General features: G+C 70.4%; 11 protein-coding genes. 8 read left to right on the forward strand and 3 right to left on the reverse strand.

All coding sequences use genetic code 11. The features are described from left to right. Positions 1 to 18 precede the first annotated feature (18 nt). On the reverse strand, positions 19 to 1,455 hold the full coding sequence (gene gad, locus M8J73_RS35825; protein WP_055541910.1) for a glutamate decarboxylase: 1,437 nt from the start codon (positions 1,453 to 1,455) through the stop codon (positions 19 to 21). Positions 1,456 to 1,544: 89 nt separating this feature from the next. Between gad and M8J73_RS35830 the strand changes: the two genes are divergently transcribed. Then, positions 1,545 to 2,306 carry a MerR family transcriptional regulator gene (locus tag M8J73_RS35830; RefSeq protein ID WP_055541909.1) on the forward strand — a complete coding sequence of 254 codons (762 nt, stop codon included), beginning with the start codon at positions 1,545 to 1,547 and terminating at the stop codon, positions 2,304 to 2,306. Positions 2,307 to 2,457: 151 nt separating this feature from the next. Beyond that, positions 2,458 to 3,414: a DedA family protein gene (locus M8J73_RS35835; RefSeq protein ID WP_055541908.1), complete on the forward strand. Its 957-nt coding sequence runs from the start codon at positions 2,458 to 2,460 to the stop codon at positions 3,412 to 3,414. A 132-nt stretch (positions 3,415 to 3,546) separates the two neighbouring features. On the opposite strand, the gene M8J73_RS35840 is transcribed toward M8J73_RS35835, so the two are convergent. After that, entirely contained in the window at positions 3,547 to 5,265 is a 1,719-nt protein-coding gene (locus M8J73_RS35840; RefSeq protein ID WP_107424104.1) for a threonine/serine exporter family protein, read from the reverse strand. Between the two features lie 145 nt (positions 5,266 to 5,410). After that, entirely contained in the window at positions 5,411 to 5,902 is a 492-nt protein-coding gene (locus M8J73_RS35845) for an inorganic diphosphatase (RefSeq protein WP_055520960.1), read from the reverse strand. A gap of 79 nt (positions 5,903 to 5,981) precedes the next feature. On the opposite strand from M8J73_RS35845, the gene dacB reads away from it, so the two are divergent. The 6 genes from dacB to folE all read left to right on the forward strand — a co-directional run bounded on the left by dacB (position 5,982) and on the right by folE (position 13,958). Further along, on the forward strand, positions 5,982 to 7,637 hold the full coding sequence (gene dacB / locus M8J73_RS35850; RefSeq protein ID WP_249829541.1) for a D-alanyl-D-alanine carboxypeptidase/D-alanyl-D-alanine endopeptidase: 1,656 nt from the start codon (positions 5,982 to 5,984) through the stop codon (positions 7,635 to 7,637). A gap of 174 nt (positions 7,638 to 7,811) precedes the next feature. After that, positions 7,812 to 8,936, forward strand: a complete 1,125-nt coding sequence (locus M8J73_RS35855; RefSeq protein ID WP_249829542.1) for an Rv3626c family coenzyme F420 biosynthesis-associated protein — start codon at positions 7,812 to 7,814, stop codon at positions 8,934 to 8,936. Between the two features lie 191 nt (positions 8,937 to 9,127). Beyond that, complete coding sequence (gene tilS / locus M8J73_RS35860; RefSeq protein WP_249829543.1) at positions 9,128 to 10,312, forward strand: tRNA lysidine(34) synthetase TilS; 1,185 nt, start codon at positions 9,128 to 9,130, stop codon at positions 10,310 to 10,312. Between the two features lie 86 nt (positions 10,313 to 10,398). After that, positions 10,399 to 10,959: a hypoxanthine phosphoribosyltransferase gene (gene hpt / locus M8J73_RS35865; RefSeq protein WP_055542655.1), complete on the forward strand. Its 561-nt coding sequence runs from the start codon at positions 10,399 to 10,401 to the stop codon at positions 10,957 to 10,959. A 199-nt stretch (positions 10,960 to 11,158) separates the two neighbouring features. Further along, on the forward strand, positions 11,159 to 13,174 hold the full coding sequence (ftsH, locus tag M8J73_RS35870) for an ATP-dependent zinc metalloprotease FtsH (RefSeq protein WP_249829552.1): 2,016 nt from the start codon (positions 11,159 to 11,161) through the stop codon (positions 13,172 to 13,174). Positions 13,175 to 13,352: 178 nt separating this feature from the next. Continuing rightward, the gene (gene folE / locus M8J73_RS35875) at positions 13,353 to 13,958 is read left to right on the forward strand and encodes a GTP cyclohydrolase I FolE (RefSeq protein ID WP_055542200.1); all 606 of its coding nucleotides are present in this window, start codon (positions 13,353 to 13,355) and stop codon (positions 13,956 to 13,958) included. Positions 13,959 to 14,008 lie beyond the last annotated feature (50 nt).

The following is a 14,008-nucleotide window of genomic DNA, read 5'->3' on the forward strand; positions in this document are numbered from 1 at the left end:
CGTAAGAACATCCGTGCCCTAGTGGTGGAAGCCGGTCGCGGCGGCCTTGTCGCGGGTGATCGGGTGCGGCTGCTTGCGCAGTTCGGGCAGCAGCCGCCCCAGGTCCTCCAGGAACAGCTCGGCGAGGTCGGAGGAGAACCCGTTGCGGCACACCACGCGCAGCACGGACAGGTCCTGCCGGTTCTCCGGGAAGGTGTACGCCGGCACCAGCCAGCCCCGCTCGCTCATCCGCCGCGCCACGTCGAACACGTCGTACGCGGTGACGTCGTCGGTGGTGGTGAAGGCGAACACCGGCAGCTCGTCGCCCCGCGTGAGCAGCCGGAAGTCACCGAACGCGGCCACCTGCTCGGCGAGCTGGGTGGCGACGTCCCGCGTGGACTGCTGCACCGCCCGGAACCCCTCGCGGCCCAGCCGCAGGAAGGTGTAGTACTGCGCGACGACCTGGGCGCCCGGCCGTGAGAAGTTCAGCGCGAAGGTCGGCATGTCGCCGCCCAGGTAGTTCACCCGGAACACCAGCTCCTCGGGCAGCTCGGCGGGCGACCGCCACAGCGCCCAGCCCACACCGGGGTACACCAGCCCGTACTTGTGCCCGGACGTGTTGATCGACGCCACCCTCGGCAGCCGGAAGTCCCACACGAGGTCCTCGTCGAGGAACGGCGCGACCATGGCGCCCGACGCCCCGTCGACATGCACGGGCACGTCGAGCCCCGTGCGCTCCTGCAACTCGTCGAGCGCCGCGCACAGCTCCGCGATCGGCTCGTAGGACCCGTCGAAGGTGGACCCGAGGATGCCCACGACCCCGATGGTGTTCTCGTCGCACAGCGCGGCGGCCGCCGCCGGGTCGAGATGGAACCGGTCGCCCTCCATGGGCACCTGCCGGGCCTCCACCTCCCAGAAGTTGCAGAACTTCTCCCAGCAGACCTGCACATTGACGCCCATGACCAGATTGGGTCGCGCGTCCGCCGAGGGGTACCGGTCGGCGTTGCGCCGCGCCCACCGCCGTTTGAGGGCCATCCCGGCGAGCATGCACGCCTCGCTGGACCCGGTGGTCGAACAGCCGACGGCCGTGTCGGGGTCCGGCGCGTTCCACAGATCGGCGAGCATCGCCACACAGCGCCGCTCCAGCTCGGCCGTGCGCGGATACTCGTCCTTGTCGATCATGTTCTTGTCCCGGCACTCACTCATCAGGACGGCGGCCTGCGGCTCCATCCAGGTGGTGACGAAGGTGGCGAGGTTCAGCCGCGCGTTGCCGTCCAGCATGAGTTCGTCGTGGACCAGCTGATACGCCGTGGACGGCGTCAGCGGGCCGTCCGGCAGCCGGTGCCTGGGCGGGGCCTCCGCCATACCGGCGACCGGGTCGGCGGCGCCGTAGAAGGGGTTCACGGCGATCCGCCGCCGGTCGCCGTCGTGCCGCCGGTCGTCCGGGGCGAGGGGGTCCCATCGGTGCAGTGGCATGTCTTCGACGGTAGGTGCGGCACGGGGGACTTGCACCTCACGCGACGTGAGGACCCAGGCTGGAGGGAGACCGAAAGGAGGAGCGGAACATGAGCCACACCGTGGGACAGGTCTCCGGATTCGCCGGGATCACGGTGCGCACGCTGCACCACTACGACGAGATCGGCCTGCTCGTACCGAGCGAACGCACCCACGCGGGGCACCGCCGTTACAGCGACGCCGACCTCGACCGGCTGCAGCAGATCCTGTTCTACCGGGAGCTCGGTTTCCCCCTCGACGAGGTCGCGGCCCTGCTCGACGACCCGGAGACGGACCCGCGGGCGCACCTGCGCCGCCAGCACGAGCTGCTGACCGCCCGGATCGAGAAGCTGCAGAAGATGGCCGCGGCCGTGGAGCATGCCATGGAGGCACGGAAGATGGGCATCAACCTCACGCCCGAGGAGCGGTTCGAGGTCTTCGGGGACAAGGACCCCGAGCAGTACGCCGAGGAGGCCGAGCAGCGCTGGGGCGGCACCGACGCGTACGCCGAGTCGCAGCGCCGCGCGGCGTCGTACACCAAGGACGACTGGAAGCGCATGCAGGCCGAGGTGGCCGACTGGGGCGCGCGCTACGACGCCCTGATGACCGCCGGCGAGCCGGCGACCGGCGAGGCCGCGATGGACATGGCCGAGGAGCACCGCCGCCACATCTGCCGCTGGTTCTACGAGTGCCCCTACGACATGCACCGTTCCCTCGGCGATATGTACGTCGCCGACGAGCGGTTCAAGGCGTTCTACGACTCCATGTGCCCGGGGCTCGCGGAGCACCTGCGGGAGGCGATCACGGCCAACGCCGCCCGTGCGCGTCCCTGACCACACAGCTTGGTCCCGGGGCGGGCACAGGGCACTCTGGAGGAGCCCGTGGAACCTGAGGGGGTGACCGTGCGTTGATAGCTTTGGTCACCCCTGTGGGTCCTCACCCGCAGACCCTCACTTGCCTCTCACCCCCCAGGAGCCCGGAACCGTGACGACGATCGCCCTCGGACCGAGCTGGCTGGACCCGGATTATCTGCTCGACTCGTTCGGGATCTGGGGCCTGCTCGTGATCGTGTTCGCCGAGTCCGGCCTCCTCATCGGCTTCTTCCTGCCGGGTGACTCGCTGCTGTTCACGGCCGGCATGCTCATCGCGACCGATCTGCTGGACTTCCCGCTGTGGGCGGCCATCGCGCTGATCTGCGTCTCGGCGATCCTGGGCGACCAGGCGGGCTACATGTTCGGCAAGAAGGTCGGTCCCGCCCTCTTCAAGCGGCCCGACTCCCGCCTGTTCAAGCAGGAGAACGTCACCAAGGCCCACGAGTTCTTCGAGAAGCACGGCCCGAAGTCCCTCGTCCTGGCCCGCTTCGTGCCCATCGTGCGCACGTTCACGCCGATCATCGCCGGCGTCAGCGGCATGAAGTACCGCTCGTTCCTGATCTTCAACGTCGTCGGCGGCATCCTGTGGGGCGCGGGCGTCACGCTGCTGGGCGCCTGGCTCGGGCAGATCGACTTCGTCCGCAAGAACATCGAGGCGATGCTGATCCTCATCGTCCTCATCTCGGTGCTCCCGATCATCATCGAGCTGCTGAAGGCCCGTAAGGCGAAGAAGAACCAGCCCGAACAGCCCCCGGCCGCCGCCCCGGTGATGGACGACGCGACGACCCAGCTCCGCCGCGTCCCCTCCACCGACCAGCCCCAGCCGTACGCCCAGCAGCCCCCGCACCAGCAGCAGTACGACCAGCACCAGGGCTACGACAACCAGGGCTACCCGAACCAGGGCTACGACGACGGCGGCCACCAGGACTACGGCTACCAGCAGCCCCCGCAGCAGCAGCCGTACGCCCCGCAGTACCCGCAGGGCAACCAGTACCCCCAGGACCCCAACGGGGGCCAGAACCAGGGGAACAACCATGGTTACCAGGGGCAGAACTACCCGCAGTACTGACCCGCTCCGCCCAGGACTCCGCGCCCTTGTCAACAGGGGCGCGGATCGCTTTTCAGGGGCGCGGGGAACTGCGCGACCAGCCCGAGACGCCCCGCGGCCGCCCACGAACAGCACACCCCGGGCAGCAGGCGCTCAGAACCCCCGCGTCCGCTTCGCCGCCTTGCGGCCCGCGCGGGCCGCGCCCGGCAGGAACAGCCGGAACAGCTCCGAGCCCAGGTTCACCCCGATCGCGATGGCCATGGCCAGCGCCGCCGCCTTCGTCAGCGACACCAGCCCCGCGTCCACGTCGTTCTGCGCGAACGCCAGCAGCCCGAAGTACGTCGCGGAACCCGGCAACAGCGGCCCGATCGCGGCCGTCGTGTACGGCAGCGCCGAAGCGAACCGGTACCGGGACAGCAGCTGCCCGAACAGCCCCACCAGGCCCGCGGCCACCGCCGTGGACGCGACCGGCGAGATCCCGCCCGCGTAGTGCATCGCCCCGTACACCGACCAGGCCACACCCCCGTTGAGGGTCACCGCCAGCACGGTGGATCGTTCCTGCTGGAGCAGGACCGCGAAGGTCAGCGACAGCAGCATCGACGCGATCAGCTGGAGCACGGGCCGCTCGGCGGTGCTCAGCTCCGTGTCCGGGTTCAGCTGGGCCCCCAGCTTCACCCCGAAGTACAGGACGAGCAGCACCCCCACCACGATGCCCACGAAGAGGTACATGACCTCCAGCAGCCGGGCCGAGGCCGTGATGTAGAAGCCGGTCAGCCCGTCCTGGACGCCCGCGACGAGCGCCCGCCCGGGAAGCAGGGCGAACAGCCCACCGGTGATGACGGCGGCGGCCTCCACGTCCACGTGGAACACGGTCAGCAGCACGCCGATCGCCGCCGGCGGCATCGCCGCAGCCAGGAACTGGTAGAACTCCGGCAGCCCGCGCCCCGAGCACACCCACGCCAACCGGTCGCCCAGCATGGCCCCGAGCGCCGCCGCGACGAACACGACGACGCCACCGCCGACCAGCGTGGACGCGGCGCCCGCCAGCAGCCCGCTGGAGGCCGTCAGCACCCAGCCGGGATACGGGTGCCGGTTGCGCCGTATCTCCGCGAGCCGCCGGTACGCCTCCTCCAGCGAGATCACGTTCTCCGGGTCGCTGAGGTCGTCCACCAGCCGGAAGACGGCCGCGAGCCGTGTGTAGTCGGTGGCCCGGCGCCGCACGATCCGCGAGGCGGTGACCGGGTCGTCCACCAGCGACGGCTGATAGGTCACCGACAGCTGGGTGAACGTCACCGTCGGCTCGCAGCGGTCCAGACCGTAGGACCGGCAGACGGCGAACATCGCCGCCTCCACGTCCTCCGCGCCCTCACCGCCCGCGAGCAGCAGCTCCCCGATACGCAGCGTCAGGTCGAGCACCCGCGGCACGGCGGGCCCCGACTCGCCCTCCGCGCGCACCGGCTCCGGCGCGGGCCGCTCCGCCACCGGCATCCGCAGCATGGTCCGCATCCGGTCCTGCCACGGCACGTCCTTGGTCAGGCTGACGGCCGGGATGCCGTTCGCCGGTGTGAACGCGGGCGGCGCCTGCTTCGCGCGGTACGTCCGCGGTGTGCTGAACGCCGACCCCTCCTGCTCCCCGGCCACCGGCTCGGGCGGCGTGAGCCCCTGCGGCAGCGCGAACTCCGAGGTCGTCTGCGACTCCGGCTCCACCGCGGCCGGCGGCACGTCCAGCCCCGCGGGGATCGCGAACTCCGAGGTCACCGACGACTCGCCGTCGATCCCCGGGACAGGACCCGCCTGGGCCGCCGCTCTCACGGCGGCGAAGGCGCTGCTCGCCTCGTCCGACACCGGTTTGCGGTCCTCGCGTCCCGTCACTCCCACTCCGCGGCGCTCCCTGTACGACAGCTCCAGTACGCCTCAGTATGCGCGGCGCCACACACCGGTACGCGAACGGGCCACGGGTCCCACAAGGGGACACGCGGCCCGTTCGGTTCCACGGCCTGCGAGGCGAGGCGGGAGGTCAGTGACCGCCCTGCTCCTTGAAGCGCTTGTACGACTTCTCGACCTCGGCCTCGGCCTCGGCGCGGCCGACCCAGTCGGCGCCCTCGACGGACTTGCCGGGCTCCAGGTCCTTGTAGACCTCGAAGAAGTGCTGGATCTCCAGGCGGTCGAACTCCGAGACGTGGTGGATGTCACGCAGGTGCTCCACACGCGGGTCGGACGCCGGGACGCACAGCAGCTTGTCGTCGCCGCCGGCCTCGTCGGTCATCCGGAACATGCCGATCGCGCGGCACTTGATGAGGCAGCCGGGGAAGGTCGGCTCCTCCAGGATGACCAGCGCGTCCAGCGGGTCGCCGTCCTCGCCGAGGGTGTTCTCGACGAAGCCGTAGTCGGCCGGGTAGCTGGTCGAGGTGAAGAGCCGACGGTCCAGGCGGATCCGACCGGTCTCGTGGTCCACCTCGTACTTGTTCCGCGAACCCTTCGGAATCTCGATCGTGACGTCGAACTCCACCGGTGGCTCCTCCATGATCAACACATAGTTCTGGTGGTTAAGTGTCCCTCACGCAGGTGTGTGATCGCGAAAGGGGCTGGTGGTCGTGCCCGAGCCGAAGGTCTGGCGGGCCGCGAGACCGCATGTCGTGCGGGTCGCGCGCGCCGTGAAACCGGGTGTCGTGCGGATGGCGCACGCCGTGAAACCCGGTGCCGCGCGCGTCGCACGGGTGGTGAAACCCGGTGTCGTACGCGTCACGAGCGCCGTCGGCGCGCGCTCTTCGCGACTCACGGGGAGCACGAAGAACCTCACGAACCTCCAGCTCACCGCGGGTGCTGCCACCCTGGGGCTGGTGCTCTCGGCCGGCGCCGTCCTCGCCGCCGGGCCCTGGGACTCCACCGGTCAGCGTACGGCCGAGCGCGACTGGGCCGCATCGCACGGTCACGAGGGTGGCGCAGATCACGGACGTAATTCCGGTACGTCGTCCGGTACGGCCCAGGGGGCGCCCAAGCCCGCACCGAGCGCCCCCTCCGTGCTGACCGGCCTCGGCGGCGCCTCCGGCGCGGACTCCATGCCCGGCGGCGACGCGCTCGCCGCCGTCCTCGACCCGCTGCTGGGGGCCCCGGCGCTTGGCCCCCGCCGCGCGGCGGCCGTCGTCGACGTCAAGACCGGCGAGCTGCTGTACGGCAAGGGCGCCGACGACGCACTGACCCCCGCCTCCACCACCAAGATCGCCACGGCCGCCGCGGCCCTCTCGGCGGCCGGCCCGGACCACCGCATCGAGACCCGCGTCGTCCTGCAGCCCGGCACCGACGAGGTCGTCCTCGTCGGCGGCGGCGACCCCACCCTGACGGCCCACAAGGACGCCGGCGGCTACGCGAGCCTGCGCACCCTCGCCGACCGGACGGCCACCGCGCTCGCCAAGCGTCACCTGAACGAGATCACGCTCACCTACGACACGTCCCTCTACGACGGACCCGTGCTCCACACCATCGGCCGCGACGACAACCTGGCCCCCGTCACCGCCCTCATGGTCGACGAGGCCCGCCAGAACGACTCCACCAGCGGCACGGCCACGCGCAGCCTCGACCCGCCGGTGGACGCCACCCGCGCCTTCGCGGACCTCCTGGCGGACCGCGGCATCAAGACGGCCAAGAGCCCCGCCGCGGGCCCCGTCACGGCCTCCAAGAAGGCCGAGGAGATCGCCTCCGTCTCCTCCGCGCCCCTGTCCACCCTGGTCGAGCGCATGCTCACCCACAGCGACAACGACATCGCCGAGGCCCTCGCCCGTCAGGTCGCCCTCGCCGCCGGCGAACCGGCCAGCTTCGAGGGCGGCGGCGCGGCGATCAAGAAGGAACTCAAGAAACTCGAACTCCCCCTCGGCGACATCGCCTTCGCCGACGGCAGCGGCCTGAGCCGGGGCGACCGGCTGACCCCCGCCCTCCTCACCTCGCTCCTCGCCGCCGCCGCGTCCCCCTCCCACCCCGAACTCCGCCCGGTCCTCACCGGCCTCCCCGTCGCCGGCTTCACGGGCACCCTGCGCACCCGCTACCCCGCCGACTCGACGGGCACCGGCGTCGTCCGTGCCAAGACCGGCACCCTGACCGGCGTCAACACCCTCGCCGGCACCGTCGTCGACGCCGACGGCCGCCTCCTCTCCTTCGCCTTCATGGCCACGCAGACACCCAGCCGCGACCAGGCCCAAGCAGCCCTGGACACAGCAGCCTCAGCGCTGGCCAACTGCGGCTGCCGCTGACCCGCGGCCCCTGGAGGCCGAAGGCCTGACAGGGGCGCGGGGCTGTGACACATGCGGCTCCGCCGCGTGGGCGCGAACAACCCCCACAGACCCGCAGTCGCCGAACGACGAGCACCACCCCCCACCGCTGGCGCGGCCTGCCCCCAGCGGCAGCGCTCCCGTACGGTTGACAACATGACGCGCATCGGTGGTGCCGAGATGGTCGACTGGAATCTCGCGGTCGCGACCGCGACCCGGCTCGTACGGCCGGGCCCCGACGTGAGCCGCGACGAGGCACGCGCCATCGTCGCCGAGCTGCGCCGACACGCGAAGGCGTCGGAGGAGCACGTCCGCGCGTTCACGCGGATGCTCCCCGACGAGGCCGACGACACACCCGTCCTCGTCGTCGACCGCCCGGGCTGGGTCCGGGCGAACGTCGCCGGGTTCCGGGAACTGCTCAAACCGCTGCTGGAGAAGATGCAGGAACGTCGCGCCGGCAGCCCCGGCGGAGCCGTGCTGGGCGCCGTCGGCGGCAAGGTCACCGGCGTCGAACTCGGCATGCTGCTGTCGTTCCTGGCCTCTCGGGTCCTCGGCCAGTACGAGACCTTCGCCCCGGCGTCCCGCGAACTCCCCGCGGGCGAGAACGGCGGTGGCCGGCTCCTGCTGGTCGCCCCGAACATCGTGCACGTCGAGCGCGAACTCGACGTCCAGCCCCACGACTTCCGCCTCTGGGTCTGTCTCCACGAGGAGACCCACCGGACCCAGTTCACGGCCGTTCCCTGGCTGCGTGACCACCTCGAGGGCGAAATCCAGTCTTTCTTGCAGGAGACCGAGGTCGACCCCATGACAGTCCTGGAGCGCATCCGGGAGGCCGCCCAGTCACTCGCGGGGGGCCGCCCCGAAGGCGAGGTCGGCGACGACGGTCACTCGATCGTGGAGTTGGTGCAGACCCCCGCCCAGCGCGAGATCCTCGGCCGTCTCACCGCCGTCATGTCCCTCCTGGAGGGACACGCCGACTTCGTGATGGACGGAGTGGGACCCGCGGTCGTCCCGTCCGTCTCCGAGATCCGCGAGAAGTTCCAGCAGCGCCGCGCGAGGGGCGCCTCACGACTGGACCTCGCCCTGCGCAAGCTGCTCGGTCTGGATGCCAAACTGAGGCAGTACCGGGACGGTGAACGGTTCGTACGCGCAGTCGTCGAACAGGTCGGCATGGACGGGTTCAACCGCGTGTGGACCTCGCCGAACACCCTGCCGACCAAGGCGGAGATCGCCAAACCGGCGGACTGGGTCGCACGGGTGCACCGCAAGGCGGAGTCCTGAGCCGCGTGCGTGCGTGGTGAACGAATCCGGCCGACGGCAGGCGAACGCCCCTCCAATCACCCGTCCGAGGGACCGTGAGCGATGGGTAGGCGTGCAATGCTCGGGGAACGGCCCGGTTCTGTCACCATCTACACACTCTGAGTGACCGACCTCGGGCTCACCCCCCGACAATTTCGTGAAGGGAACCGGACATGGGTCCCCACCCCGCGGTCGCGGCGATACGCCTGGCGGTGCGCCGCGTACTCCACGACATCCTCACCGAACACAACACGAACACCACCCGTCGCACGCCCGCCCGCACGACCTCGGGCGCGCCACCTCTCACCGGCGCACCACCGGCGTCCACGCCCCTCACGGCCGCACCCCCCGAGGCCGTGCCCGGCCCGACGCCGTCCCACGCGAGCCCGGCCCCCCGCCCGGCACCCCCCGCCGACGCCGGGAGCCCCCCGCACGAGCCCGCGCCCCCGCCGCTCGTGCTCGTCGCCTGCTCCGGCGGTGCCGACTCCATGGCGCTCGCCTCCGCCCTCGCCTTCGAGGCGCCCAAGCTCGGCATCCGCGCCGGCGGCATCACCGTCGACCACGGACTTCAGCCCGGCTCCGACCTGCGCGCCGAGGAAGTCGTCCTGCGCCTGCGCGAACTCGGCCTCGACCCCGCCGAGTCCGTCGCCGTCACCGTCGGCCGCGACGGCGGCCCCGAGGCCGCCGCCCGCGACGCCCGCTACGCCGCCCTGGACGCCGCCCTCGACCGCCACGGCGCCGCCGCCGTCCTCCTCGGCCACACCCGCGACGACCAAGCCGAAACCGTCCTCCTCGGCCTCGCCCGCGGCTCCGGCATCCGCTCCCTGTCCGGTATGGCCGCGGTCTCGGGGGCCGGCGGCCGCTACCGCCGCCCCTTCCTCACACTGGACCGCCAGACCGCCCGCAAGGCCTGCATGGTCCAGTCCCTCCCCGTCTGGGACGACCCCCACAACGCCGACCCCGCCTACACCCGCTCCCGGCTCCGCCACGAGGGCCTGCCCGCCCTGGAGAAGGCCCTCGGCAAGGGCGTCGTCGAAGCCCTCGCCCGTACGGCCCAGCTCTCCCGCGACGACGCCGACGCCCTCGACGCCTGGGCCCGCCAGGCCGAAGCGTCCGTACGCGACGCCGCGGGCCTCCTGGAGTGCGCCAAGCTCTACGCCCTGCCCCCCGCCGTGCGCCGCCGCATCCTGCGCCGCGCCGCCATCGAGGCCGGTGCCCCGGCCGGTTCCCTCTTCGCCCGCCACATCGAGGAGATCGACCGGCTCATCACCGGATGGCGGGGTCAGGGGGCCATCAATCTCCCCGGCCGGGTCGTCGCCCAGCGTCAGGGTGGCAGACTGGTGATTCGGCAAGGCTGAAACCGGACGCCGAAGGGGCCCCTCACCGGGCCCCGGGCCCCCAGGGGAAGACGCGTCCGGCGGCGGCCCTGGGACGACCGAAAGTGATGCGGGTGGACGCGAAAGACATGGGTGCCGACCTCAAGCAGGTGCTCATCACCAAGGAAGAGATCGACGCGAAGCTGGCCGAGCTGGCCGCGAAGATCGACGCGGAGTACGCGGGCAAGGACCTGCTCATCGTCGGCGTCCTCAAGGGCGCGGTGATGGTCATGGCGGACCTCGCCCGGGCGCTGTCCACCCCGGTCACCATGGACTGGATGGCCGTGTCCTCCTACGGCGCGGGCACCCAGTCCTCCGGCGTGGTGCGGATCCTCAAGGACCTCGACACCGACATCAAGGGCAGGCACGTCCTGATCGTCGAGGACATCATCGACTCCGGCCTGACCCTGTCCTGGCTGATCTCCAACCTCGGCTCCCGCGAGCCCGCCTCCCTCAAGGTGTGCACGCTGCTCCGCAAGCCCGAGGCCGCCAAGGTCGCCATCGACGTCGAGTGGGTCGGCTTCGACATCCCCAACGAGTTCGTCGTCGGCTACGGCCTCGACTACGCCGAGAAGTACCGGAACCTCCCGTTCGTCGGTACGCTCGCGCCCCACGTCTACGGCGGCTGAAACACCCGCGTCACGCGCACGGGCCAGTCTTACTGAGACGCTCGGGAACCCCAGCGGGTTTCAAGCCGTTGGAGCATGCGAGGACGGGGTGCCATCGGTCCTACGCGGCTTCGGGTGACAATGCTGGGGTACCGTCCGAAGAACAGTCTTTATCAAACTCACTATGGCAGGAGGGACGGGGCGGCACCGCTCCGTATGGATGGACGTGAAGCGATACTTCCGTGGGCCAGTCATGTGGATCGTGCTGGCCGTCCTTGCCGTGGTCGTGTTGATGCAGGTCGTCGGCTCGTCCGGCGGCTACAAGACGGTGGACACCGGCCAGGTCGTCCAGGCGATCAATGACAACAAGGTCCAAGAGGCCAAGCTGACCACCGGCGAAGAGCAGCTCCTGAAGGTGCAGCTCAAGGACGGCGAGAAGATCGAGGGCAGCTCGAAGATCCAGGCGAGCTACATCGGCGACCAGGGCGTCACCCTCGCCAACACCCTGCAGGACAAGTACCAGAACAAGCAGATCCCCGACGGCTACACGGTCTCCCCGACCAAGCAGAACGCTTTCGTCGGCATCCTGCTGTCCCTGCTCCCCTTCGTCCTGATCGTCGTCGTCTTCCTGTTCCTGATGAACCAGATGCAGGGCGGCGGCTCCCGGGTGATGAACTTCGGGAAGTCCAAGGCCAAGCTCATCACCAAGGACACCCCGAAGACCACCTTCGCCGACGTCGCCGGCGCGGACGAGGCCGTCGAGGAACTCCACGAGATCAAGGAATTCCTCCAGGAGCCCGCCAAGTTCCAGGCCGTCGGCGCCAAGATCCCCAAGGGCGTCCTGCTCTACGGCCCGCCCGGCACCGGCAAGACGCTCCTCGCGCGCGCCGTCGCCGGCGAGGCGGGCGTCCCCTTCTACTCGATCTCCGGTTCCGACTTCGTCGAGATGTTCGTCGGTGTCGGTGCCTCCCGTGTCCGCGACCTCTTCGAGCAGGCCAAGGCGAACGCCCCGGCGATCGTCTTCGTCGACGAGATCGACGCGGTCGGCCGCCACCGCGGCGCCGGCCTCGGCGGCGGACACGACGAGCGCGAGCAGACCCTGAACCAGCTCCTCGTCGAGATGGACGGCTTCGACGTCAAGGGCGGCGTGATCCTCATCGCCGCGACGAACCGCCCCGACATCCTCGACCCGGCGCTGCTGCGCCCCGGCCGCTTCGACCGGCAGATCGCCGTCGACCGCCCGGACATGCAGGGCCGTCTGGAGATCCTCAAGGTCCACCAGAAGGGCAAGCCGGTCGCGCCCGACGTCGACCTGTCCGCCGTCGCCCGCCGCACCCCCGGTATGACGGGTGCCGATCTGTCCAACGTCCTGAACGAGGCCGCCCTGCTGACGGCCCGCAGCGACAAGAAGCTGATCGACAACCAGATGCTGGACGAGGCGATCGACCGCGTGGTCGCGGGCCCGCAGAAGCGGACCCGGATCATGTCGGACAAGGAGAAGAAGATCACCGCGTACCACGAGGGCGGTCACGCCCTGGTCGCGGCGGCCTCACCGAACTCCGACCCGGTCCACAAGATCACGATCCTGTCCCGGGGCCGCGCCCTCGGCTACACGATGGTCCTGCCGGACGAGGACAAGTACTCGACCACCCGAAACGAGATGCTCGACCAGCTCGGCTACATGCTGGGCGGCCGCGCCGCCGAGGAACTGGTCTTCCACGACCCGACCACCGGCGCCGCGAACGACATCGAGAAGGCCACCAACCTGGCCCGTGCGATGGTCACCCAGTACGGCATGACCGAGCGTCTCGGCGCCATCAAGTTCGGCGGCGACAACACCGAGCCGTTCCTCGGTCGTGAGATGGCTCACCAGCGCGACTACTCGGAAGAGGTCGCCGCGCTCGTGGACGAAGAGGTCAAGAAGCTCATCGAGAACGCGCACAACGAGGCCTGGGAGATCCTGGTCGAGAACCGCGACGTCCTCGACAACCTGGTGCTCCAGCTGCTGGAGAAGGAGACGCTGGGCAAGGAGGAGATCGCAGAGATCTTCGCCCCCATCGTCAAGCGTCCGCCCCGGCCCGCCTGGACCGGCTCCTCCCGCCGCACCCCCTCCACCCGTCCGCCGGTGCTCTCCCCCAAGGAGCTGGCACTGACGAACGGCGCCAACGGCGCGACGTCGGCGATCACCGCCAAGTCCACCGTCGAGGCGACCCCGGAGGAGCGTCCGGAGAGCTGACGCCCACCCGATGAGATCCGGCCACCGGGAGCCACCGCTCCCGGCCGCGGCCGCCTCACCAGGCCCGGAATGGATGCCGCGCCCCCCTGGTTTTAGCCTGGGGGGCGCGGCACTGTCGTATGGCCGTAAACAGACGCGTCAGCCGCACGCGTCACAGGCTGCAGGAGCGAGGCACCACATGACCGACCCCGTGACGCTTGACGGCGAGGGCACCATCGGCGAGTTCGACGAGAAGCGCGCCGAGAACGCCGTACGAGAGCTGCTGATCGCGGTCGGGGAGGACCCGGACCGGGAGGGGCTCAGGGAGACGCCGGCGCGGGTGGCGCGGGCGTACAAGGAGCTTCTGGCAGGGCTCAGGCAGGCGCCCGAGGACGTTCTGACGACTACGTTCGATCTCGGACACGACGAGATGATCCTGGTGAAGGACATCGAAATCGTATCTTTGTGCGAGCATCATCTGCTGCCGTTCCATGGTGTCGCTCACATCGGGTACATCCCGGCCGAGACGGGGAAGATCACCGGGCTGTCGAAGCTCGCGCGGCTCGTCGAGGTGTTCGCTCGCCGACCGCAGGTGCAGGAACGACTCACCACGCAGATCGCCGACTCGCTCGTGCGGATCCTGGAGGCGCGGGGCGCCATCGTGGTCATCGAGGCGGAGCACATGTGCATGTCGGTCCGTGGCATCCGCAAGCCGGGTGCGAAGACCACGACGTCGGCGGTGCGCGGCCAACTTCGGGATGCCACGACCCGCGCTGAGGCGATGAGCCTGATACTGGCGCGCTGACCGGATTGTCAGTGCTGCCCGATACGGTCCACCCGGCAGTGGAGAACATC

This window comes from Streptomyces neyagawaensis, assembly GCF_023516595.1.
GTDB classification, from domain to species: domain Bacteria; phylum Actinomycetota; class Actinomycetes; order Streptomycetales; family Streptomycetaceae; genus Streptomyces; species Streptomyces neyagawaensis.

What these genes read in the sequence shown, in the direction of transcription:
- ftsH (WP_249829552.1), top strand. Translation starts at nt 11,159, where the DNA reads ATGGACGTGAAGCGATACTTCCGTGGGCCAGTCATGTGGATCGTGCTG.
- hpt (WP_055542655.1), top strand. Translation starts at nt 10,399, where the DNA reads ATGCGGGTGGACGCGAAAGACATGGGTGCCGACCTCAAGCAGGTGCTC.
- folE (WP_055542200.1), top strand. Translation starts at nt 13,353, where the DNA reads ATGACCGACCCCGTGACGCTTGACGGCGAGGGCACCATCGGCGAGTTC.
- M8J73_RS35830 (WP_055541909.1), top strand. Translation starts at nt 1,545, where the DNA reads ATGAGCCACACCGTGGGACAGGTCTCCGGATTCGCCGGGATCACGGTG.
- M8J73_RS35855 (WP_249829542.1), top strand. Translation starts at nt 7,812, where the DNA reads ATGACGCGCATCGGTGGTGCCGAGATGGTCGACTGGAATCTCGCGGTC.
- tilS (WP_249829543.1), top strand. Translation starts at nt 9,128, where the DNA reads ATGGGTCCCCACCCCGCGGTCGCGGCGATACGCCTGGCGGTGCGCCGC.
- gad (WP_055541910.1), bottom strand. Translation starts at nt 1,455, where the DNA reads ATGCCACTGCACCGATGGGACCCCCTCGCCCCGGACGACCGGCGGCAC.